This is a genomic window from Streptomyces sp. NPDC087859 (assembly GCF_044742595.1).
Taxonomy (GTDB): domain Bacteria; phylum Actinomycetota; class Actinomycetes; order Streptomycetales; family Streptomycetaceae; genus Streptomyces; species Streptomyces canus_F.
Map to the genome: position 1 here is coordinate 351,022 of NZ_JBIUUU010000010.1, position 23,558 is coordinate 374,579.

18 protein-coding genes are annotated in these 23,558 nt (G+C 71.1%); 11 read left to right on the forward strand and 7 right to left on the reverse strand.

Features of this window, described 5'->3' with window-relative positions; all coding sequences use genetic code 11:
- Positions 1–12 precede the first annotated feature (12 nt).
- The 3 genes from ACIOHP_RS26250 to ACIOHP_RS26260 all read right to left on the reverse strand — a co-directional run bounded on the left by ACIOHP_RS26250 (position 13) and on the right by ACIOHP_RS26260 (position 3,303).
- Positions 13–1,497, reverse strand: coding sequence for an SPFH domain-containing protein (locus ACIOHP_RS26250; protein ID WP_361557661.1), 1,485 nt, complete (start codon positions 1,495–1,497; stop codon positions 13–15).
- Positions 1,498–1,630: 133 nt separating this feature from the next.
- A complete protein-coding gene (locus tag ACIOHP_RS26255; RefSeq protein WP_171139045.1) occupies positions 1,631–1,849 on the reverse strand; it encodes a hypothetical protein in 219 nt (72 codons plus the stop codon).
- Positions 1,850–1,875: 26 nt separating this feature from the next.
- A complete protein-coding gene (locus ACIOHP_RS26260) occupies positions 1,876–3,303 on the reverse strand; it encodes an amidase (protein ID WP_401891411.1) in 1,428 nt (475 codons plus the stop codon).
- A gap of 248 nt (positions 3,304–3,551) precedes the next feature.
- Here ACIOHP_RS26260 and ACIOHP_RS26265 point away from each other — a divergent pair, with 248 nt between their 5' ends.
- A complete protein-coding gene (locus ACIOHP_RS26265) occupies positions 3,552–4,931 on the forward strand; it encodes a glycoside hydrolase family 43 protein (protein ID WP_401891412.1) in 1,380 nt (459 codons plus the stop codon).
- A 10-nt stretch (positions 4,932–4,941) separates the two neighbouring features.
- Here the strand turns inward: ACIOHP_RS26265 and ACIOHP_RS26270 are convergent, their stop codons facing one another.
- From ACIOHP_RS26270 to ACIOHP_RS26280, 3 genes are read right to left on the reverse strand one after another with little or no spacing between them, the layout of a single operon-like run.
- Entirely contained in the window at positions 4,942–5,991 is a 1,050-nt protein-coding gene (locus ACIOHP_RS26270) for a TolB-like translocation protein (RefSeq protein ID WP_401891414.1), read from the reverse strand.
- A gap of 23 nt (positions 5,992–6,014) precedes the next feature.
- Complete coding sequence (locus ACIOHP_RS26275) at positions 6,015–7,367, reverse strand: MFS transporter (protein ID WP_401891416.1); 1,353 nt, start codon at positions 7,365–7,367, stop codon at positions 6,015–6,017.
- A 25-nt stretch (positions 7,368–7,392) separates the two neighbouring features.
- On the reverse strand, positions 7,393–8,247 hold the full coding sequence (locus ACIOHP_RS26280; protein ID WP_401891417.1) for a glycosyltransferase: 855 nt from the start codon (positions 8,245–8,247) through the stop codon (positions 7,393–7,395).
- A gap of 254 nt (positions 8,248–8,501) precedes the next feature.
- Here ACIOHP_RS26280 and ACIOHP_RS26285 point away from each other — a divergent pair, with 254 nt between their 5' ends.
- The 8 genes from ACIOHP_RS26285 (at position 8,502) to ACIOHP_RS26320 (ending at position 19,780) form a co-directional block, all read left to right on the forward strand.
- Positions 8,502–9,941 (forward strand): exopolysaccharide biosynthesis polyprenyl glycosylphosphotransferase, encoded by a 1,440-nt coding sequence (locus tag ACIOHP_RS26285; RefSeq protein WP_401891419.1) that lies wholly within the window; start codon positions 8,502–8,504, stop codon positions 9,939–9,941.
- 23 nt (positions 9,942–9,964) lie between these two features.
- A complete protein-coding gene (locus ACIOHP_RS26290) occupies positions 9,965–11,020 on the forward strand; it encodes a Gfo/Idh/MocA family protein (protein ID WP_401891421.1) in 1,056 nt (351 codons plus the stop codon).
- A 48-nt stretch (positions 11,021–11,068) separates the two neighbouring features.
- Positions 11,069–12,049, forward strand: coding sequence for an NAD-dependent epimerase/dehydratase family protein (locus ACIOHP_RS26295; RefSeq protein ID WP_401891496.1), 981 nt, complete (start codon positions 11,069–11,071; stop codon positions 12,047–12,049).
- On the forward strand, positions 12,046–13,185 hold the full coding sequence (locus tag ACIOHP_RS26300) for a DegT/DnrJ/EryC1/StrS family aminotransferase (protein WP_401891422.1): 1,140 nt from the start codon (positions 12,046–12,048) through the stop codon (positions 13,183–13,185). Before ACIOHP_RS26295 ends, ACIOHP_RS26300 begins: the two co-directional genes overlap by 4 nt.
- A complete protein-coding gene (locus tag ACIOHP_RS26305; protein WP_401891424.1) occupies positions 13,182–13,883 on the forward strand; it encodes an acetyltransferase in 702 nt (233 codons plus the stop codon). Before ACIOHP_RS26300 ends, ACIOHP_RS26305 begins: the two co-directional genes overlap by 4 nt.
- A gap of 1 nt (position 13,884) precedes the next feature.
- Positions 13,885–15,003 (forward strand): DegT/DnrJ/EryC1/StrS family aminotransferase, encoded by a 1,119-nt coding sequence (locus tag ACIOHP_RS26310; protein ID WP_401891425.1) that lies wholly within the window; start codon positions 13,885–13,887, stop codon positions 15,001–15,003.
- A gap of 68 nt (positions 15,004–15,071) precedes the next feature.
- Positions 15,072–18,677: a DUF4082 domain-containing protein gene (locus ACIOHP_RS26315; protein ID WP_401891427.1), complete on the forward strand. Its 3,606-nt coding sequence runs from the start codon at positions 15,072–15,074 to the stop codon at positions 18,675–18,677.
- Between the two features lie 56 nt (positions 18,678–18,733).
- Positions 18,734–19,780, forward strand: coding sequence for a glycosyltransferase family 2 protein (locus ACIOHP_RS26320; RefSeq protein ID WP_401891429.1), 1,047 nt, complete (start codon positions 18,734–18,736; stop codon positions 19,778–19,780).
- 56 nt (positions 19,781–19,836) lie between these two features.
- On the opposite strand, the gene ACIOHP_RS26325 is transcribed toward ACIOHP_RS26320, so the two are convergent.
- Positions 19,837–20,508 carry a hypothetical protein gene (locus ACIOHP_RS26325; RefSeq protein WP_401891431.1) on the reverse strand — a complete coding sequence of 224 codons (672 nt, stop codon included), beginning with the start codon at positions 20,506–20,508 and terminating at the stop codon, positions 19,837–19,839.
- A gap of 77 nt (positions 20,509–20,585) precedes the next feature.
- On the opposite strand from ACIOHP_RS26325, the gene ACIOHP_RS26330 reads away from it, so the two are divergent.
- Complete coding sequence (locus ACIOHP_RS26330; protein ID WP_401891432.1) at positions 20,586–22,619, forward strand: O-antigen ligase family protein; 2,034 nt, start codon at positions 20,586–20,588, stop codon at positions 22,617–22,619.
- A complete protein-coding gene (locus ACIOHP_RS26335) occupies positions 22,616–23,515 on the forward strand; it encodes a glycosyltransferase family 2 protein (RefSeq protein ID WP_401891434.1) in 900 nt (299 codons plus the stop codon). Before ACIOHP_RS26330 ends, ACIOHP_RS26335 begins: the two co-directional genes overlap by 4 nt.
- Positions 23,516–23,558 lie beyond the last annotated feature (43 nt).

Genomic DNA, 23,558 nt, shown 5'->3' on the forward strand with positions numbered 1-23,558 from the left:
AGACGTGACGGGTCACTTGTCGTCCATCGGCACCTTCTGCGCCGACGGCGGCGTCGCGATCCCGTTGAGGGACGAAGTGCCCGCCGGTTCCTGGCCGTTCTGGTTCATGGAGGCCAGCAGCTGACGTGCCAGCCCCAGTCCGGTGCCGCCCATGGTGAGGGCCTTGGCGAGCATGTCCGCCATGCCGTCGGCCCCGTTGAGGACCACCATGTTGTCGACGCTGCCGAACGCGGACGCGCCCGCCCTGACGATCTCCGGCCAGTTCTCGGCGAGTTGCTGCGCGACCACCGCCTCCTGGTTCTCGGCGAGAGCGGCGGCCCGTGCCTTGATGGCCTCCGCCTCGGCGAGCCCCTTGGCCTTCGTCGCCTCGGCCTGTGCCAGACCCCTGGCCTGAGCCGCCGCGGCCTCCGCCTCACCGGTGGCCCGGGTCGACGCCGCCATGGCCGTACCCCGGGCCTTGGTCGCCTCGGCCTCGGCACCCGCGGCCGTCTTGACCCGGGTCGCCTCGGCCGCCGCGGCCAGCTCCGTCTCCTTCGCCTTGGCCTCGGCCGCGGAGATCCGCGCGTCACGCTCGGCCTCGGCCAGCGTGCGCTTCTCGTAGGCCTGGGCGTCCGCCGGCTTGCGGACGTCCGCCTGGAGCTGCTGCTCCCGCCGGTTCGCCTCGAGTTCGGCGATCCGGGTCTCCTGGACGACGACCTCCTGCCGGGCCGCGGCGTCCGCGAGCGGACCGGCCTGGCGCGCCTTAGCGCCCGCCTTGTCCCGCTCGGCCTGGTATCCGGCCTGGAGGATCTCGCTGTCCCGGGTGGCCTCCGCCATCCGCGCGAACGACTTCTGCTCGGCCTCCGTGGCCAGCCGGTTCGCCTCCGCCTGCGCGATGCGCGCGTCCCGCTGGACGGCCGCCGCGTGCGGCATCGCCAGGTTCTGGATGTACCCGGTCGGGTCCTCGATCTCATGGATCTGCAGGGAGTCGACGATGAGCCCCAGCTTCTCCATCTCCGTGCCGCAGGCGGCCCGGGTCTGCCCGGTGAGCTTCTCCCGGTCGCGGATCATCTCCTCGACGGTCAACCCGCCGACGATGGACCGCAGATGACCGGCGAACACGTTGTGCACCCGCTCCGACATCAGCTTCTGCTGGTCGAGGAAACGGCGCCCCGCGTTGGCGATCGACACGAAGTCGTCGCCCACCTTGAAGATGACCACGCCCCGTACCTTGAGCGGAATGCCCTGGTGGGTCACGCAGTCCACGTGCAGCTCGGTCTCGTTGAGGTCGAGCGACAGCTTGCGCACCGCCTGCACGCCGGGCAGCACCAGCGTGCCGCGCCCCGTGACGATGCGGAACCCCATACCTTCCTCGAGGCCCTCGGTCCTGTGCTTGGAGCCGGAGATGATGAGCGCCTCATTGGGCTCGGCCACGCGCCACATCATCTTGAACACACCGATCAACGCGAGGACGGCCACGACCGCGACCCCCGCAACGACGCCGATGACCATCGGCATTCGCCCCCTTTGGATGGTGCCCTTTCGGCACCGAACGAAGGGAGTGTGCGCCTCGGCGAGGCCGGAATACAGACCCTTGCCGATCCTTGTCACAACCTTGACGCACAACGCTCTCACCTGCGGTGGAGCATGCTCAACTGTCGTACGCCGCCTGGACGTAGACGGTCCTCGGCGCCTGGTACTCCACCACCATCACCACGGTGCCCCGCTCGATACGGTCCGTGCCGGTGGCCGCGTAGGCGAGAAAGTGCTCGGCACCGCCCCGCACGCGGACGATCACCTCGCCGACGAGCCCGGGACCCACCGTTCCGGTGACCCGACCCATGAGCCCGACCATCGACGCATCGTCCATGGTCACAGGGTAAGGGCCGAACGCCGTCACGCGGCCGGGGAATCCGTCGCGATCTCCCGCGCCGGCGGCCACGCCTCGTGCCAGCGCAGCTCCGCCTCCAGCTGCGCGGCCAGCGAGACCAGCAGCGGCTCGCTGTGCGCCGGACCGAGCAACTGCGCCCCGACGGGCAGCCCTTGGCCGACGAACCCGGCGGGGACGTTGACCCCGGGCCAGCCCAGCACGTTCCACGGCCAGGCGAAGGGACAGGCGGCGATCATGGCGCGGTCGGTGGCCAGTCCGCCCAGCTTCAGCATCGAGCCGATGCGCGGCGGGGGAGCGGCCGTGGTCGGCGCGAGGATCACGTCGTACGACGTGAGGAATCCGCCGATACGACGGTGCAGGACCGCCTCGGACCGCCGCGCCGCCCGCAGCGGTGCCCCGCCCAGCAGTCGGCCGAGGCGGGCGGCGTCCCGGGTGCGCCGGTCGAGGAGCGCGGGGAAGGGGGCCTCGCCGACCCGCTCGGCGAGACCGACCGTGGCGCGCGGGATGAAGGTGAGCCCGATCTGCCCGTACGGGGGGTCGGCCTCCTCGACGGTGTGCCCCAACGCGGCGAGTTTCTCGGCGAGTTCGACGACCTTGGCCCGTACCTCGGGCTGGAGCCGCGCCGGCAGCGCGGTGAACGGCGGCTTCAGGGCGAGCGCGATGCGCAGCCTGCCGGGGTCGCGTCCGACGGCGCCCGAGGCGTCGACGGCGGGCGGCCGGTGCGGGTCGAGGTCGTGGTTGCCGCTCGCCGCGTCCAGCAGAAGGGCGGCGTCGGCGACCGTGCGGGCCAGGGTGCCGTTGACGGTGATGCCCTGGAAGGACTCGCCGCGCGGCCAGGTGGAGATGCGGCCGCGCTGCGGCTTGATGCCGATGAGATGGGTCCAGGAGGCCGGGATGCGCACCGACCCGGCGCCGTCCGAACCGAGCGCGGCCGGTACGAGGCCGGCCGCGACGGCGGCGGCCGATCCGCCCGAGGAGCCGCCCGGGGTGTGCTCGGTGCTCCACGGATTGCGGGTGGCGCCGAAGGCGGGCCCCTCCGTGAAGGGCCACTGCCCGAACTCGCAGGTGTTGGTCTTGCCGACGACGACGGCTCCGGCCGCGCGCAACCGCCGTACGGCTTCGCCGTCCTGAGCCACGGCCGGGAACTCTCCCTGGCAGCCGAACGCGGTGGGCTCGCCCGCCACGTCCATGTCGTCCTTGACGGCGACGGGTACACCGAGCAGCGGCCCGCGCACTCCGGCGGCGAGTTCCCTGTCCGCCGCGTCCGCCTCGGCGAGCGCGGCCTCGGCCCGGACGACCCGGAAGGCGTTGAGGGACCCCTGGCTGGCGGCGATCCGCTCCAGGCTCTGCTCCACGAGGGCCCGGGAGGTCACCTCCCCGGCGGCCAGCGCGCGGGCCGACTCCGCCAGGCCTGTGGCACGGTCGAGCGCCATGTGAACCCCTCCACCTTCGGAGCGCGTTGTCTACCGAACGGTAACCTGTGGAAGCGCTGTCCCGGAACGCTCGTGATGGGGGCGGAAGTTCAGTGCACGGCACAGCCTTCCCGCAGGGCTCACCAGGTCGTGCGCAAACCATTGACGCGATTCAGCCTCGCCCCTACCTTCTGATCGACTTTCCGAACCTCGTTCGGCATGTCGGACACCAGAGCCGCGTTGTTTGTTTGTCCGAGGGAGAGCCGCCCGTGACCACACGACCCCCCGCCCCGTCCCGTCGCGCCCTGCTGCGTGCGATGGCGGCCCTGCCCGCCTCGGCCGTGCTGATGGGCGGCCTGCCCGGCGCGGCCTCCGCCGCCGCCCCGCCGAACGGCTCCGCGACCCGCTACACCATCGTGCCGTTCCTCAACAGCAACGACGGCACGGTCAACGTCTACCAGTCGGACGACGCGCTCGACTTCCGGCTGCTGCAGTCCTCGGCCTACACCCCGCCGAGCAACAGAATCCGCGACGCCAGCATCTTCAAGCACACCAACGGCTACTACTACATCACCTACACCACCCACACCTGGCAGGACGCCAGCACCACGATCGGCTTCGCCCGCAGCTCCGACCGGGTCAACTGGACCTTCCTGTACGACTACACGGTCCCGATCGCCAACCTGTCCCGGGCGTGGGCGCCGGAGTGGTTCGTCGACAGCGACGGCAGTGTGAACGTCATCGTGTCCTGCTCGGTCACCAGCGACGAGTGGATCTTCACGCCGTATCTGCTGAAGGCGACGAACTCCGCTCTCACCGCGTGGAGTTCACCGGTGGCCCTCTCCGGCATCGGCGCGAACCACATCGACACCTTCCTCGTGAAGATCGGCTCGACGTACCACGCGTTCACCAAGAACGAGACGACCAAGTACATCGAGTACGCGACGGCCTCCTCGCTGACCGGCCCCTACACGATCTCCAGGACCGGCGACTGGGCCGGCTGGGGCAGCTACCGCGAGGGCCCGGCGCTCGTCCAGCTCGACAACGGCGCCTGGCGGCTCTTCTTCGACGGCTACGGCGACGGCAACTACTACTACAGCGACAGCTACGACACGTTCGCGACCTGGTCCGCCCCGGCGGCCCTGCCCGTGGTCTCCGGTACGGCCCGGCACTTCACGGTGATCAAGGAGACGGTGACGGGCGGCCCGAGCCTGGCGAAGAACGTCACGCGCTCCTTCCGGTCGGCCAACTACTCCACCCGCTACTGGCAGACGCAGTCCTCCCTGCTCAACCTCCCGGTGGTGACCAGCTCCAGCACCACCGCCGAGAAGACGGCGTCGACCTTCACCGTCGTGGCGGGCCTCGCGGACTCCAGCGGCTACTCGTTCCGCGACTCCGCCGGCAACTACCTGCGCCACTGGGACTTCCGCGCCCGCTTCGACGCGAACGACGGCACGTCGACGTTCGCCAAGGACGCGACGTTCATCGCCCGCACGGGAAGCACGAGCGGCTCGATCCGCTTCGAGTCGTACAACTACCCCGGGTACTACCTGCGCCACTACAACTACCAGCTGCGGGTGGAGCGTTCGAACGGCACCGATCTCTTCCGGACGGACAGCTCCTTCCTGCCGGTGACCGCCTGGGTCTGAGCCGCGGAGGCTAGAGCGGCGCCGGGGAGGAAGCACCGGCGATCAGCAGACGGGGCGTGCCCTTGCCGTTCGCGGGCACGCTCCACAGGTCGCTGGCGCCGACCTTGCCCTCGGCGGGCAGCGCGTAGGCGACCGTCTCGTCGTCCAGCCAGGTGGCTTGGTCGTCGACGCTGTGGCGTTCGGCCAGGGGCGTCTCCTTCAGGGTGCGCAGATCGAGGACGTATTCGCGCCAGAGATCCGTACGCGACAGCACCCGCTTCTTGAAGGCCACCCGGGTGCCGTCGGGGGACAGGGACGGGCACTCCACGTTCTCGATCAGAGTGGTCACCGTCTGCCGGGAGATCGAACCGCGGACCAGGTAGGTCTTGTTGTCCGTGTTCAGGGTGGCGTAGAAGGTGTCGTCGTCGGCGGCGAAGGTGACACCCCAGAAGTTGACGTCCGCCGCCTTGTAGGACCTGCCGTCCAGATCGATGGAGAAGGTCTCCAGGCTGGGGGTCAGCCTCATGGTGCGGGTGTCGAGGATCGAGGTCCTGGTGGAGAAGAACGCGGACGCGTAGGACTCGCCCGAGACGAAGACGGTCCAGGCGACGAAGCGGCCGCTGGGGGAGACCCGGGCCCGGCTGGGGGTGCCCGCGAGCGAGTAGGTGTGCCGGGTGCGCAGGTCGGAGTCCAGGAGCAGGGCCCGGTTGTTCTGCTTGAGGACACCGGTGTCGGACTGGAGGCACACGCCCGTGCCGGCGGCCGCGTAGAAGCGCGCGCACTTCAGGTCCGAGGCGGTCCGCCCGCTCCCGGGCTCGGTGGACGGGACCGAGGCGACCGCGGTGCGGTGCGGGCCGGCGGCCGCGTTGACGAACATCAGCCGGTCCTTCTGGCCGAGCGTCACCTTGCCCCCGCTGACGGCGGGGCCGCCCGCCTGCGGCCGGTTCGCCCGGTCCGCGCGGTCGGCGGCGCGCAGGACCATGCCGGTCCCCAGTCCCGCGAGCAGCAGCACCGCCGTGACGAGGACGATCAGGCGGCGGCGCAGCGGTGTCATCTGGTTCCTCTTCGGTTCAGTCGTCATCGGGTCCCGCCTCGCCGTGGTGGTCATCGGGTGCCGCCCCCCGGTCTCAGCACCAGGCCCGCGACGACCGCGCAGCACAGCAGTCCGACCGCGGAGCCGGCCAGCGCGGGGCCGTAGCCCCACACCGTCCAGGCGGCGCCGAACCCCAGCGAGCAGCAGAACCGGGCCAGCGCCTGACTGGTGCCGACGATCGCGAGACCGCTGGCGCGCAGATGCTCGGGCACCGTGGCGGCCAGGGCGGCGGGCAGTACCCCGTCGGTGGCGGCGTAGAACACGCCGTGCAGGGCGAGGACGAGGAAGGGCAGGGCGGGTGTGTTCGGGGCCCACAGCAGCAGCGCGTAGGCCGTGAGCAGGGCCATGTGCCCGGCGAGGAACACGGTGTGCCGTCCGACCCGGTCGGCCAGCGCGCCGAGGGGTACGGCCAGCAGCAGGAAGACGACGGCGGTGCCCAGCGGCAGCAGCGGGAACCACTCCTCGGCCAGGCCCGCGCGCCGTTGCAGGAGTAGGTAGACGAAGGCGTCGCTGACGGTGGTCAGACCGAGCAGCGCGGCACAGCCGGCGAGCGCCCGCAGCCGGGGCAGGCGGAGCAGGGCGAGCGCCTCGCGCACCCGCACGGGCGGCCTGCCCTGCGGCGCGAAGTCCTGCGGCGTGGCTGCGCCGTCGCGCGGGGCGTCCGGCCGTGCGCCTGCCGTGTCGGGCACGGTGTCCGGCTCTGAGCCTGCCCCCTCGTGCCGGGTCTCCTGCCGTCTTCCCGGCACGAACAGCACCAGGACGACCACGCCGAGCACGGCCACGCACGCGCTCACCCCGAACACGGCGTCGTAGCCGTCGGCCGCCGCGTTCAGGATGAGGAACGCCGCCAGCGGGCCGAGCATCGCGCCGGTGGTGTCCATCGCCCGGTGGATGCCGAAGGCCCGGCCCTGGCGGTCGGACGGGGTGGACAGGGAGATCATCGCGTCGCGCGGGGCGGTGCGCAGGCCCTTGCCGGTGCGGTCCAGGGCGAGGACCGTGCCCAGCGCGCCGATGCTGCTCGTGAGCAGGAGCAGCGGCTTGCACAGCGCGGACAGGCCGTATCCGAGCCCGGCGATCAGCTTGTGGTTGCGGACGCGGTCGGCGAGGTGACCGCCGGTGAGCTGGACCAGCGCGCTGACACCGTTGTAGACACCGTCGAGGGCGCCGAATCCCAGTGGACTGAAGCCGAGCGTGGTGACGAGGTAGAGCGGCAGGACGGCGGTGACCATCTCCGAGGAGATGTCGGTGATCAGGCTGACCGTGCCCAGCACGAGCACGACCGGGGCCACCTTGGGCCGCAGACCGCGTCTTCGGCCCCGCTCGGTGTCCGCCCCGGCGGGTGCGGAGCGGTCGGTGAGGTACATGTCCAGGACTCCAGGTGCGCTGCGTTCAGTTCTGCCGGCTGCTCTCGTCCCGCAGCCAGGTGCCGAAGTCCTGGGCCCTGACGGCCTTCCTGGCCTTGCGCCGGGCGACGACCGCCGCGGCGACGAAGACCAGGACCGCGGGGAGGAGCTTCGGCTGCCCGCGGAGCAGGGTGGTGAGGTCCGCCCTGCTCGTGCGGGCGGTGGCCTCCTCCGGTCCCCGGTGCTGCTCGACCTGGGTGGTGGAGACCGCGGCGCGGATCCGCCGATTGATCAGATCCGGCCACGTACGCGGCGGATGGACGACGACCTCGGCCGCGCCGACCACGAGCCGCTCCGCGGGGGCGAACGCCAGGGACGCGGCCAGGTCGTCGGCCATCAGCGGCGGCAGCGCGGCGATCCGGGCATGTCCGGCCTTGGAGACCGCGATGACGCCACGGCCGAACAACCCCTCCCGCACGACCGGCAGTTGCTGCCACACCCGGTAGTAGGCGCGCACCCGCCAGGCACAGCCGTCCAGGGGGATCCGCCGTTCGGGCGCGGTGGCGAGGATGCCCGGGACGCCGTCGTCCAGGGGGTCGGTCAGTGCCCGTACGTCGGCTCCCGTGATCACGACGTCGGCGTCCACGTAGACGCGGGGGAAGCCCCGCGCGTGATCGTCACCGGCCCGCAGGGCGGCGTGCTTGGACGGGGTGGGGATCTCGACCACCCGCACGCGTGGGCCGCGGGCGGCGGCGATCCGCGCCGTGTCGTCCGTGCAGCCATTGCATACGACCACGATGTCGTTTTCGCCCTCGCGGGATTCGGAATCGGCCAGAAGTGAATCCAGTAGCCGGGCGATGACTTGCGCTTCGTTGTGGGCCGGGATCACGATGCTCGTCACCTGGGCAGTATGCAGTCGATGTCACTAATGCGATGTGTGTTTCGTCCAACTGTTCCCGTGACTGTGTCCGGTGGTCTAGATTGAGGGCCGCCGAGCCGGTTTGGGTGGGGAATATGAGGCCGCGAGGCACAGGCCAACATGTAGGGGACATGCGGCGGTTGGGGAACCGCTGAGGCTTCTTTCTTTCATCTGCCGTTGTGCCGGGGGCACATCGGTGTTCGGTCAGGGGTAACCGCGCACGTGGTGGGGGGCGCATGACCATTGAGGTCACGCATGAGCAACTGGATGTGGAACGCAGGAATCCACAAGACCGCCGAAGACCTTGGGAAAAGAAGTACCGGATAGTCCTGCTGGTCGCCGACGGACTCGCGGCCGTGGTCGCGGCCCTGGTGATCCACGCGGTGTACGGCCGCTGGGCGGTGGCCCTGGTGCTGCCCCCGGTGTGGCTCGCGGCCATGGCGGCCCACCGGTCCTACGACCGCAGGGCCTTGGGACTGGGAACCGAGGAGTACCGGCGCGTGCTCCGGGGCGCTGTCGCCCTGCCGGCGCTGGCCGCCGTCGCGCACTGGACGTTCACGCGGGACCCGGGCCTCTTCCATGACATGACCATGGCCGCAATGCCGGCCGCCGCCCTCGCCCTCCTGGTCCGGTACGCGCTGCGCCGCCGCCTGCACCGGCGGTGGGCCCGGGAACGGGGCGGGAGCGCGACCCTCCTGGTCGGTCCGTCGCGCGGCATCGTGGAACTGGTCGCCGTGCTGCGGCGCGGCGGGGTCCAGGAGCTCCAGGCCGCCGGGGTGTGTCTGAGCGACCCGCAGAACGCGGCGGAGATCCGCAGGCTCGGGCTCCCGGTCCTCGGCGGGGTCGACACCATGGACGACGTCATCCGGGCCCTGGGCATCGGCACCGTCGTGGTGCTGCCCGCGCCCGAGTACGACGCCTCCGTACTGCGCCGCATCTCCTGGACGGCCGCCGTGCAGGGCGTCGACTTCCTGCTCGCCCCCGTGCTCGCCGACGTCTCCGCCGCCCGGCTGACCGTACGGCCCACCAACGGGGTGCCGCTGATGCGGATCCAGGCGCCGAACCTCTCCCGGCTCTCCCGGCTGCCCAAGGAACTCCTGGACCGCGCGCTCGCCGCGGTGCTCCTGTTCCTCCTCGCCCTGCCCATGCTGGCGATCGCCCTGATCGTCCGGCTGGACAGCTCCGGCCCCGCACTCTTCAGACAACAGCGGGTGGGCCGGTTCGGCGATCACTTCACCATGTTCAAGTTCCGCACGATGCGACCCGACTCGGAGGCCCTGCGAGCCGAGTTGGAACACCTCAACCAGAACAGCGACGGCCTGCTGTTCAAGGTGAAGGAGGACCCGCGGATCACCCGGGTCGGTTCCTTCCTGCGCCGCACCTCGCTCGACGAACTGCCGCAGCTGCTCAATGTGATCGGCGGCCACATGTCGCTCGTCGGCCCCCGCCCGTCCCTGCCCGAGGAGGTGGAGGAGTACCCGTCGGAGGTCAAGCGGCGGCTGCTCGTGAAACCCGGCCTCACCGGGCTGTGGCAGGTCAGCGGCCGCTCCGACCTGCCCTGGGACGAGGCGGTCCGGCTCGATCTCGGATACGTGGACAACTGGTCGATGGGCCTTGACCTGTCGATCCTGGCGCGCACCGGCTCCGCGGTGGTGCGCGGAACGGGGGCCTACTGATGGACCGGAAGAAGAGGGATCAAGTGACTGAGACCGCGGAGCCGTTGGGAGTCGCAGTCGTCGGGGCCGGCTACTGGGGTCCCAATCTCGTCCGCAACTTCCAGGCCAGCGAGCGCTTCCGGCTGCGCTGGCTGTGCGACCTCGACGTGGGACGGGCCCAGCGGGTCCTGGGCGGCTACTCGACCGTGCGTCCCACCGCGGACTACGCGGCCGTCCTCGCCGACCCCTCCGTCGACGCCGTCGCCGTGGCCACGCCCGCCGGCACCCACCTCGACATCGCCCTGGCCGCCCTGCGCGCCGGGAAGCACGTCCTCGTGGAGAAGCCCCTCGCGGCGACCTACGCCGACGGGCTGCGCCTGGTGACCGAGGCGGAGGAGCGCGGGCTCACCCTGATGTGCGACCACACCTACTGCTACACGCCCGCGGTGGGCCGCATCCGGGAGCTGGTCCGCTCCGGCGAACTCGGCGAGATCCACTTCGTCGACTCGGTCCGGATCAACCTGGGGCTCGTCCAGAAGGACATCGACGTCCTGTGGGACCTGGCCCCGCACGACCTGTCGATCCTGGACTTCATCCTCCCCGACACCGTCGTGCCGGTCGCCGTCGCCGCCCACGGGGCCGACCCGATCGGCGCCGGACAGGCCTGCGTGGCCTATCTGACGCTCACGCTCAGCACGGGCGCCATCGCGCACGTGCACGTCAACTGGCTGTCGCCGACCAAGGTGCGGACCACCATGGTGGGCGGCTCCAAGCGCACCCTCGTCTGGGACGACCTCAACCCCGCCCAGCGCGTGGCGATCTTCGACCGGGGCGTGGACCTGGCCTCGCCCCAGGAGATCGGCGCGGACGAACGCCGGGACATGCTCATCTCGTACCGCTCCGGCGACATGGTCGCCCCCGCCATCGGCGAGAAGGAGGCGCTGCGCAGCATGGTCGACGAGTTCGGCGACGCCATCCGCCGGCGCCGGGCGCCGCTGACCGACGGCCGGGCCGGCCTCAGGGTGCTGGACATCCTCGAAGCGGCCTCCCGCAGCCTGGAGTTCCGCGGTGCGGTCGTCGGCCTGCGCACCGGCCACTGACCGTTCGCACGCATGGAGACATTCCTTGAGAAGTCCGGTGAGAGGGAAGTGCAGTTGAGCAGCGTACGAGGCAAGAAGATCCTGGTCACCGGGGGAGCGGGCACCATCGGCTCCAACCTCGTCGACCTCCTGGCCGAAGGCGGCGCCCGCGAGATCGTGGTGCTGGACAACTTCGTGCGCGGACGGCGGGCCAACCTCGCCCGGGCGCTGCCCAGCGGTGTCGTGGAGGTCGTCGAGGGCGACGTCCGGGACATCGACACCGTGAAGAAGGTCACCGAGGGCGCCGACCTGGTGTTCCACCTCGCCGCGATCCGCATCACCCAGTGCGCGGAGGAGCCCCGGCTCGCCAACGAGGTGCTGGTCGACGGCACGTTCAACGTCCTGGAGGCGGCGGCCGCGGCCGGTGTCACCAAGGTCGTCGCCTCGTCGTCGGCGTCCGTCTACGGCATGGCCGAGGTCTTCCCGACGACCGAGCGCCACCACGCGTACAACAACGACACGTTCTACGGCGCGGCCAAGGCCTTCAACGAGGGCATGCTGCGCAGCTTCCACGCCATGTACGGCCTGGACTACGTGGCGCTGCGCTACTTCAACGTCTACGGCCCGCGGATGGACATCCACGGCCTCTACACCGAGGTGCTCATCCGCTGGATGGAGCGCATCGAGTCGGGCGAGCCGCCGCTGATCCTCGGCGACGGCACCCAGACCATGGACTTCGTCGACGTCCGCGACATCGCCAGAGCCAATGTGCTGGCCGCCGAGTCGGATCTCACCGACGAGGTGTTCAACGTCGCGTCCGGTACGGAGACCTCGCTGCGCGAACTCGCCGACGGTCTGCTGGAGGCGATGGGCGCGTCCGGTCTGGAGCCGGTGCACGGGCCCGCCCGCGCCGTCAACGGGGTGAGCCGGAGGCTCGCGGACACCTCGCGGGCCGCCGAGCGGCTCGGGTTCACGGCGCAGATCGATCTGCGTACGGGTCTCAAGGACCTGGTGGAGTGGTGGCGCGCGGAGCGGGAGGCGGCCAAGTGAGCACCGACCGCATCCCCGTGATGATCCCCTGGCTCGGCGAGGAGGAGGCCAAGGCCGCCTCCGACGCGGTGCTGTCCGGATGGGTCGCCCAGGGCCCCCGGGTCGCCGCGTTCGAGCGGGCCTTCGCGGAGCGGGTGGGCGCCGAGCACGCCGTCGCGGTCAGTTCGTGCACCACCGCCCTGCACCTGGCGCTCGTCGCGCTCGGCCTGGGCCCGGGCGACGAGGTCGTGGTGCCCTCGCTGTCGTTCATCGCCACCGCCAACGCCGTACGGTACGTCGGCGCCGAGCCGGTGTTCGCGGACGTCGACCTGGCCACCGGCAACCTCACCCCGGCCACCGTCGACGCGGTCCGCACCCCTCGTACCCAGGCCGTCCTCGCCGTCCACCAGGGCGGCGTACCGGCCGACGTGCACGCCCTGCGCGCCGCCTGCGCCGACTGGGACCTGCCTCTCGTGGAGGACGCGGCCTGCGCCATCGGCTCCACCGTCGGCGGCAAGCCCGTCGGACACGGCGCGCTGATCGCCGCGTGGTCCTTCCATCCCCGCAAGCTCGTCACCACCGGCGAGGGCGGCATGGTCACCACCGACGACGCCGAGTGGGCGGCACGACTGCGTCGGCTGCGCGAGCACGGCATGAACGCCTCCGCGGCGGACCGCCATGCGAGCGACAAGCCGGTCCTGGAGAGCTACCTCGAGGTCGGCTACAACTACCGGATGACGGACGTCCAGGCCGCGATCGGTCTGGTCCAGCTCGGCAAGCTCGACGCGATGATCGCGCGCCGCCGCGAACTGGCGTCCCGCTACCACGAGTTGCTGCGGGGCGTCACCGGCCTCACCCCCGTGCGCGACCCCGCGCACGGACAGAGCAACTTCCAGTCCTACTGGGTGCTGCTGGACGGGGACTTCCCCGTCGGCCGGGACGACCTGCTCGCCGCGCTCTCCGAGGCCGGCGTCTCCGCCCGGCGCGGAATCATGGCCTCGCATCTCGAACCCGCCTACGCGGGCCACCCGGGCGTACCGCTGCCGGTCACCGAGCGGATCACCCGGGACTCGCTGATCCTGCCGCTGTTCCACACGATGACCGAGGCCCAGCAGGACCGCGTCGTGGCGGCCCTGCGAGAGCAGGCCCGTAGATGAACGAACTGGTGATCATCGGCGCGGGCGGCTTCGCCCGGGAGACCGCGCAGGCCGTACTCGCCGCGGGTGAACTCAAGCTGCTCGGACACCTCGACGACAACCCCGCCCTGCACGGCACGGACGTCGACGGTGTCCCCGTCCTCGGCGACTGCGACCTGGTCCACGGTCTGCCCGGGGCCCGCGTGGTGATCTGTGCGGGCAACCCCCGGGACTACGCGGCCCGCGCCCGGCTGGTCCGCCGACTCGGCCTGCCCGCGGACCGCTACGCCACCGTGGTCCATCCGACGGCGGTGGTGTCGGCGACCTCCGCGGTCGGCCCCGGCTCGGTCCTGCTCGCGCACTGCGTCCTGACCGCCGCCGTCAGGGTGGGCGCGCAGGTCGCGGTGATGCCGCACGTGGTCCTCACCCATGACGACGTGGTCGACGACTACGTCACGCTCACCTCGGGCGTCCGCCTCGGCGGCGGCGTACGGCTGGAGCGCGGGGCCTACGTGGGTTCCGGAGCCCTTGTCAGGGAGGGCGCGACGGTCGGCGCCTGGTCCCAGATCGGGATGGGGAGCAGCGTGCTCGGCGACGTTCCGCCGGGCGAGGTCTGGGTGGGGAGCCCGGCCCGACGACTTCGCGCGGCCGAGGCGCCCGCGCTCGACGAACTGCGACGCGGGCAGGGCTCGCGCCACGAACAGTGGGGGGACCACTGACATGAACCAGATTCCGCTGGTCGACCTCAAGGCGGCCCACGAGGACGTCGCCGACGAGGTACGGGCCGGATTCGAACGGGTCCTGGCCGACACCGCGTTCATCGGCGGCGACGAGGTCCGCCGCTTCGAGCGCGAGTACGCCGACTTCGGTTCGGTCGCGCACTGCGTGGGTGTCGCCAACGGCACCGACGCCCTCGAACTCGCCCTGCGCGTCAGCGGGGTCGGGCCCGGCGACGAGGTCGTCGTCCCCGCCAACACCTTCATCGCCACCGCCGGCGCGGTGGCCAGGACCGGTGCGACACCGGTCCTCGCGGACTGCCTGCCCGACACCTATCTGCTCGACCCCCAGGCGGCACTGGACGCGGTCGGGCCGGCCACCCGTGCCGTGGTGCCCGTGCACCTGTACGGGCAGATGGCCGACGTGTCGGCCCTGTCCGGCCGCCTCCCCGGCCACGTACGGATCGTCGAGGACGCCGCCCAGTGCCAGGGCGCCACCCGCGACGGCCGGTCACCGGGCAGCGGCCTGATCGCGTCCACCAGCTTCTACCCGGGCAAGAACCTCGGTGCCTACGGCGACGCGGGCGCGGTGCTGACCGACGACGCGGAACAGGCCGACCTGGTGCGCGCGATCGCCAACCACGGCGGCGTCGCCAAGTACCGCCACGACGTCCCGGGGTTCAACAGCCGACTGGACGGGCTCCAGGCCGTCGTCCTGCGGGCGAAGCTCGCCCGGCTGGCGGACGGCAACGCCGCCCGACGCGCGGCCGCCGCCCGCTACGACACGCTCCTCGCCGACCTGGCGGCCGGCGGCCAGGTGGTGCTCCCGACGACGGACACGGGCAACGTCCACGTCTGGCACCTCTACGTCGTCCAGGTCGCCGACGCCGACCGCGACGACATCGTCGGCAAGCTCAACGCCGAGGGCATCGGTGCCGGAGTGCACTATCCCGCCCCGGTCCACCTCACGCCGGCGTACCGCCATCTCGGCCACGCCCGGGGCGACTTCCCCCACGCCGAACAGACGGCGGACCGGATCCTGTCGCTTCCGCTCCACCCGCACCTCACCGCCGACCAGCAGCAACGAGTCGTGGACACCCTCGCCCACGCCCTCCGCGGCTGACCGGCCCCTCAACACGCTCCACCCCCACGTCACGGGGCGCTCCTGCACAGCACCGCTGAGAGGTACACATGAACAGATGGGGCAGACGGCTCCGGGGCGGGCGCCTCGCCGTCGCAGCAGCATTGATATGGGCGGTGCTCCCGCAGGCCGTATCCGCCCAGGCGGCGGCGTCCGATCCCTGCGGAACGGGCTCGAACGCTGTCGTCTGCGAGAACTCCAAGACGGGCAGCCCGATGTCCGACTGGTACTCGCCCAACTCCTACGGTGACATCAAGGGGTTCACCACCAAGGAGAGCGTCCAGGCGGGTGACACCGTCCAGTTCAAGATCCAGTCACCGGTCACCTACCGCGTGGAGATCTACCGACTGGGCTGGTACGGCGGTGACGGGGCGCGCCTGATGTCGACCACCGCGCAGGCGGCCGTGACCTACCCGGCCAACTACACGAACCAGCCCGCCAGTTGCACCACCAAGGCGAGTACCGGCCTGGTCGACTGCGGCAACTGGCCCGTGACCGTGAACTGGACCGTGCCCAGCGACGCCGTGTCCGGCCTGTACATCGCGAACCTGACGCAGACGGACGGCGACGGCCTGATGCCGTACCCGTTCGTCGTCCGCAAGGACTCCAGCACCTCCGACATCGTCGTGCAGACCAGCGACCAGACCTGGCAGGCGTACAACGACTACGGCGGGCAGGACCTCTACGGAGGCACCGGACCGGCGCCGGACGGCCGTGCCTACGAGGTCAGTTACAACCGGCCGCTGGACATCGGCGGGGACAACGGCATCTACGGCTCCGAGTTCATGATGCTGTCGTGGCTGGAGCGCAACGGCTACGACGTCAGCTATCTGTCCGGCGTGGACGTGTCGACCCGTGGCGACACCCTGCTCAGGAACCACGACGTGTATCTGTCCTCGGGGCATGACGAGTACTGGACGCAGAGCCAGTACAACAACGTCCTGGCGGCCCGGAAGGCCGGCGTGCGGCAGGGCTACTTCAGCGGCAACGAGGTCTTCTGGAAGACGCGGCTCACCCCGAGCATCGACGGCACCAGCACCTCGAACCGCACCCTGACCTGCTACAAGATGACCAAGATGGTGCAGGGCAACGGCATCGCCGATCCCAGCGGTGAATGGACCGGCACCTGGATGGACCCGACCAGCACCCAGTACGGCATGGCCTACCAGCCGCCGAACATCCTCACCGGCTCCATGTTCACCGTGAACGGCTACCGCGCCGACGCGATCACGGTCCCCGGCTCGTACGGCAAGAACCGACTGTGGCGCAACACCTCCATCGCGAACCTCACGTCCAGCCAGACCGCCACGTTCCCGGCGGGCACCCTCGGCTACGAGTGGGACAGCGACATCGTCAACAGCACCAGGCCCGCCGGCGCCATCCATCTGTCGTCCACGACCGTGGACATCGACGACGGCAAGTACCGCCTCGACTGGGGCAACATGTACGGCAACGGGACGGCGACGCACAATCTCGTCGAGTTCCGCGACCAGGACTCCGGGGCCCTGGTGTTCGGGGCGGGGACCGTGCAGTGGTCGTGGGGCCTGACCAACCTGCCGACGTACGATCCCGACGACGTCGTGGTCACCGAGGACGTCCGCATGCAGCAGGCGACCGTGAACGTCTTCGCCGACATGGGCGTTCAGCCGAAGAGCCTGCAGAGCAACCTCACCGCCACCACGGCCTCCACCGACACCACCGGCCCGGCCATCACGGTCACCGCCCCGGCCTCCGGGGCCACCGTCCCGGCGCTGAAGCCGGTCACCGTCAAGGGCACCGCCACCGACTCCGGCGGGGGCGTGGTGGCCCGCGTCGAGGTGTCCACAGACGGCGGAACCACGTGGAACGCCGCCACCGGTCTCGCGTCCTGGACCTACAGCTGGACGCCGACGACCCCGGGCAGCGCCTCGGTCAAGGTGCGCGCGGTGGACGACAGCGTCAACATCGGCGCCGTCACCACCATCCCGCTGACCGTCGGCCCCCAGGCCTGCCCCTGCACCATCTGGCCGGCGACGGCCGTCCCCGGCACCCTCAACGCGGGTGACGCCGGTCCGCTCGAGCTCGGCGTCAAGATCCGTACCACGGTGGCCGGTTCGATCACCGGTGTCCGCTTCTACAAGTCGCCCGCCAACACCGGCACCCACACCGGCAGCCTGTGGAGCGCCTCCGGCACCCGCCTGGCCACCGGCACCTTCACCAACGAGACGGCCTCCGGCTGGCAGCAGCTGAACTTCTCCACCCCGGTGACCGTCAAGGCCAACACCACCTACATCGCCTCGTACTTCGCCCCCAACGGCGGCTACTCCTACGACGGCGGCTACTTCTCGAACAACTCCGCGGGCCTGGCCCCGCTGACGGCCCTGAAGTCCGGCACCGACGGCGGCAACGGCGTCTACCGCTACAGCTCCACCAGCGCCTTCCCGTCCTCGGCGTCCTCGGGCAGCAACTACTGGGTGGACGTGGTGCTGGACACCGCGACGGCCAGCACGACCCCGCCCGTCGTCACCTCGACGTCCCCGACCTCCGGGGCCACCGGCGCGGCGATCACGACACCGGTGTCGGCCGTCTTCGACCACGCCATCGACGGCGACACGCTGACGTTCACGGTGAAGGACCCGAACGGCAACACCGTGCCGGGCGCCAAGACGCTGCCCGCGTCGAACAAGGCGACCTTCACCCCGTCGACGGAGCTGGAGCTGCACACCACGTACACCGCCTCCGTCCAGGCCGAGGACCTGTGGGGCAACGCCATGGCTGCCCCGGTGACATGGACGTTCACCACCAGTTCCTCCCCGCCCGCGGTCACCTGCCCCTGCACGCTGTGGAACTCCGCCACGGTGCCGGCCAGGACCGCCGTCACCGACGACCCCAACTCCCTCGAACTGGGCACCCGGTTCCAGTCCTCGGCGAGCGGCTGGGTCACCGGCGTCACCTTCTACAAGGGAGCGACCAACACCGGCACCCACACGGGCAGCCTCTGGTCCGCCGGCGGCACGCTCCTCGCCTCCGGGACCTTCACCAGCGAGTCCGCCTCCGGCTGGCAGACGATGACCTTCACCACCCCGGTGGCGATCAGCGCGGACACCGCGTACGTCGTCTCCTACCACGCACCGAACGGCAACTACGCGGTGGACGGCGGCTACTTCGCGTCGGCCCACAAGTCGTATCCGCTGACCGCCCCCGCCGACATCAGCACGGCCCGCAACGGGCTCTACCGGTACGGCAGTGACGTGGCCTTCCCCAACGGTTCCTACGGATCCGCGAACTACTGGGTCGGGCCGCTCTTCACCGCCGAGGACCCGTCCGCCTCGCTGACGTCGGGCACCACGTCGGAGGAGACCGCCTCCTCGCTGGCGCGCACCGCCGACGCGGCGCATCCGCTCGTCACGACGCTGCCCAGCGCGACGAAGCTGGGATCGGTGAAGGCGACGGTGACCATCCTGCCGGGCGCCAAGGCCGCCGTCGCCAGGAAGCTCCACGTCAAGGCCGTCCTCGACTACGACCGGGCCACCCACAAGGTGTCCGTCCATCTGTCCGCCCCGCTGCCGGACGGCACGCGGTTCAAGATCACCGTCACGGCCAGGGACAAGAAGCACCACATGGTGAAGTCCCGTGACTGGACCCTGACCAGCAAGACCGTCCGTAAGAAGCACTAGTGCGCACCGGGGTCGGCCTCCGCGGAGGCCGACCCCGGGGATTGGCCTCATCACCGATGTCCACCGTCAGTGTCGTGATCCCCTGCTACAAGTACGGCGACTTCCTCGCCGACTGCGTCAGCAGCGTCCTGGACGAGCAGGAGGGCGTCGACGTCCGGGTCCTCATCATCGATGACGCCTCGCCCGACGACTCGGCGGAGACCGCGCGCAAGCTGGCGGCCTCCGACCCGCGGATCGAGGTCCGCGTCCACGAGACCAACAAGGGCCACATCGCCACCTACAACGAAGGCCTCCTCGAGTGGGCCGACGGCGACTACGTCGCGCTGCTCTCCGCCGACGACCGCCTGGTCCCCGGCGCACTGGTACGCGCCGCCGCGCTCCTCGACGCCCATCCGGAGGCGGGGTTCGCCTACGGCCGCCCCCTGCGCTTCCAGCACGGCGGCCCGCTGCCCAAGGCCCGCACCGGCGGCACCGGTTCGGCCGTCTACCCCGGGCACTGGTGGCTGGAGCGCCGCTTCCGCGAAGGCACCGGCTGCATCACCTCGCCCGAGGTCGTCGTCCGCACCAGCCTCCAGCGCGAGGTGGGCGGTTACGACCCGGCGCTGCCGCACGCCGGCGACATCGAGATGTGGATGCGGCTCGCGGCCCGCGCCGACGTCGGCTACGTACGCGGCGCCGACCAGGCCTACTACCGCGTCCACGGCAACAACATGTCCACCACCGACTTCGGCGGTCAGCTCGACGACCTGCGCCAGCGACTGGTGGCGTACGACTCCGTGCTCGACAAATGCTCCGACCTGCTGCCGCAGGCCGACCGGCTGGCCGGCGCGGTGCACACCCGCCTCGCCCGCTTCGCACTGCGCCGCGCCTACCGCGCCTACGACCGCGGGCGCACCGACGTCGTCCCCGTCGACGAACTCGTGGCCTTCGCGCGGGAATGCCTGCCGGGCTACGCGCGACTGCCCGAGTACCGCGCGCTGCGCCTCCGACAGCGGATCGGAGCGAAGACGATGCCGTATCTGCAACCGCTGGTGTGGTCGGCCGTGGCCGAGCGGGGGCGGGAGTGGCTGTGGTGGGAGTCCTGGAAGCGCCGCGGTATCTGATGACCATGCCCGACCCGAGGGCCGCGACCGGCCGCCCCGGCCCACCGCTCGGTGGCTCAGCCCGCCACCGGAACCCCGCCGACGTGCGGGAGCGGTTCCGGGGAGGCCTCCTGCCTGCTCCTGCGACGCAGCGCGTACCGGTCGAACCACAGCGCGCCGAGGATCGCGGCGAGCCCGCCCAGCAGCGCCGTACCGGCCAGCGCACGGCTCTTGGTGCCCTGGATCGGGGCGGCGCTCGGGGTGACCAGGACGGACGCGTTGATCCGTGCCTCCGGCGCGATCCCCTGCGCCTCCTGGACGTCCGCCACATGCCCGGCGTAGACGTCGATGATCCGGCGGACCGCGGTGTCGGCCGCGGCGGGATCGCCCCCGCGCGCCTGCACCTGGACCGAGGGGATCAGATAGCGGGGCGTCGCGCTGGTGCCGCTGTTGCGCGGGATCAGCTGATAGGTGCCGTGCACGCCCGCGGACGCCAACTCCTCGCGTCCGCCGGGCGATTCGAGCTGCTGGATGACGCCGTACGAGAGCGTGGCCAGCGGCGGTTGCAGGTTCGTCAGCTGGTTCGGCTGGTTGCCCGTCGCCGGCGGCTTGAGGACGACCACCGCCGAACTCAGGTACTCCGGTGTCGGGCGGAGCACGGGATAGGCTCCGGCGGCCGTCAGCAGGAGCGCGAGCAGCAGCACGTACCAGCGGCGGAGCAGCGCTTCGGCGACGTCACGAGGCGACACAGGGTTTCCTTCCGTCGGCCTCGATCCTCGCAGGCGCCGGGGCGGGCCGCCACCGAATCACACCGGGGAGAGTTCTCATGAGCCTGGGCGACATCTGGGCGATCATGTGCAGGCGCTGGTACTTCATGGTGCCCCTCACCCTGCTCAGCCTGTTCGCGGGTGGCTATCTGTACCGGACCGTGCCGGTCTCCTACCAGTCGCAGAGCTCTGTCACCCTGCTGGACTCCACGGCGGTCGCCGAGTTGGCGCCGACCTTCGGCAACCCCATCTCGAACGCGGGCGGTTCACTGGTCGTCACGGCCGACGTCCTGATCAGGACGCTCCAGTCGAGCGACTCGGCCAAGGAACTGCACTCCCGGGGCGTCACGGACCGGTACACGGTCGGATTCGCGCCCGCCGCCGACAGCCCGCTGCTCACCCTGAGCGTCACCGGAACCGACCGGGAGAAGGTGCTCCAGGAGACCACCACCCTCACCAAGTTCACCGGGGAGCAGCTGAAGGCCCTCCAGGCCGCGTCCAAGGTGCCCACGGGGTACCTCGTGCAGGCCGCGCCGGTCGTGCTGCCGCAGACCCCGGTCTCGCAGCCGAAAGCCCGGTACCAGAACATCGCGTCGGTCGTCATCGTCGGCGTCGTCAGCGCGTTCCTGCTGTCCATCCTGGCCGAAGGCGTCGCGGTGGTCCGCCGCCGGGGACGGGCCCGCGAGGGATACGTCCCCCGGCGCCATCGCGCCAAGCCCCCGGAGCGGGCGCCCAAGGGCCTGCTGACCCGGAGGCTGGACGCCACGACGATCCTCACCGGCTATCTGGCGCTCGCCTTCTTCGTCCCGTCGAACCTCACCCTGCCCGCGCTCGGCGGCGTCGGCACCCCGGCCAACGTCTTCGCCCTGCTGGGACTCCTCTGGTACCTGGCGACCTGGCTCGGCGGCCGTATCCGCCCGGCCGAGGGCACCAGGCTGCCGCGCGTGGCGATGTGCCTGCTCGCCGCGGCGGTGCTGCTGTCCTACATCGCCGACGCGACCCGCAACAGCACGCACGAGGAGGTCCTCGGAGCCGACCGCGGACTCATCGGACTCGGGGTCTGGGTGGCGCTGGTGGTGCTGGCATCGGCCGGCATCCAGGAGCGCAGCCGGCTGGAGACCCTGATGCGCCGGCTCGTCGTCCTGGGCACGGTGGTCGCCCTCATCGGCTACTACGACTTCTTCGCCGCGACCAACATCGCCGACTCCATCCACATCCCCGGCCTCCAGTCGAGCACCGCGGGGATCAGCGCCATGGACCGCGGCTCCTTCACCCGGCCGCGCTCGACCACGGCCCATCCGCTGGAGTTCGGCGGGATGCTGGCCATCCTCGTTCCCTTCGCCGTCCACCAGGCGTTCGACCCGGTCCGCCGGCACGCCGGCGCGCTGCGCCGCTGGGCCCCGGTGGCGATCATGGCGGGCGCGCTGCCGCTGACGGTGTCCCGGACGTCCATCATCGGCGCACTCATCGTGATCCTGGTGATGGTGCCCCGCTGGAAGCCGCAGCGGCGCTGGGCCGCCATCGCCATCATCATGGGGTCGGTGGCAGGGTTCAAGGTGATCATTCCGGGGCTGATCGGTACCATCACCAACCTGTTCGCGAGCTTCCTGTCCGGCTCCGACAGCAGCACCCAGGCACGCACCGTGAAGTACAGCGCGATCGTCCCCTACCTCGACGAACACCCCTGGTTCGGACGGGGATTCGGGACCTTCACGCCCGACCTGTACTTCTTCACGGACAACCAGTACATGCTGACCCTGGCCGAGATGGGCATCGTCGGGCTGGTCGCGCTGCTCGCCCTGTTCCTCACCGGCATACACACCGGCGGCACCATCCGCCGCCTCGCCCGCACCGACTCCGACCGCGAACTCGGGCAGGCGTTCCTCGCCTCGGCGCTGGTCGCGCTCGTCATCAGCGCCACCTTCGACGCGCTCAGCTTCCCCATGTACGCCGGGATGTTCTTCCTGACCCTGGGGGCCGGCGGCAGTTACCTCGGCTTCGTCCGCCGCGAGGCCGCCGCGGCGGCGGCCGAGGCCCCCGCACCCCGTAAGCCGTCCGAAGCCCAGCTCCCTGAACTCGTGGAGTCCCGATGAGCCCCGTCGCCGTCATCGTCGTCACCTGGAACAGCGCCTCGGTGCTCCCCGGGTTCCTCGCCGCACTTCCCGAGGGCATGGCGGGCCTCGACTGGCGGCTGGTCGTCGCCGACAACGACTCCGCCGACGACACCGTCGACGTGCTGCGGAAGCTGGCGCCGGACACCACGATCGTCCAGACCGGCCGCAACGCCGGGTACGCGGCCGGGATCAACGCGGCGCTGGGCGCGGCCGGCGAGTACGGGGCCGTGCTGATCTGCAATCCCGACATCCGGATGCGGCAGGGCTGCGCCAAGCGTCTCGTCGACAACCTCGGCGACGGGGTGGGGATCGCCGTACCCCTCCTGTACGAAGAGGGCAGCGACACGCCCCACCGCTCACTGCGCCGCGAGTCGACCGTGCTCAGGGCCCTGGGCGAGGCCGTGATCGGCAACACCCGGGCCGGACGCTTCCCCGCCCTGAGCGAACTCGTCACCGACCCGGCCGCGTACCGGCACCCCACCCGCGCGGACTGGGCGACCGGCGCACTCATGGCGATATCGGCGGACTGCCTGACCGCGTGCGGCCCGTGGGACGAGTCCTTCTTCCTCTACTCGGAGGAGACCGAGTACTGCTTGCGGGCGCGGGACCGGGGATACGCCACCCAGCTGGACCCGACGGCCGAGGCCGTACACCTGGGAGGCGACTCCCAGGTGTCCCCCCGCCTGTGGACCCTCCTCACCGTCAACCGGGTCCGCCTGTACCGGAAGCGGCACGGCCCCCTGGCCACGGCCGCCTTCCGTACGGCGGTCCTGCTCCGCGAGACGTCCCGCGCAGCCCTGGGCCGCAGGGCGAGCCGCGAGGCTGCCGCGGCCCTCGCCCGCCCGGGCACGCTGAGCAAGACGCCGGGCCCATAGTGACGAACCTCGCCCAGTCTCCCTAGGGGCGCGGGGAACTGCG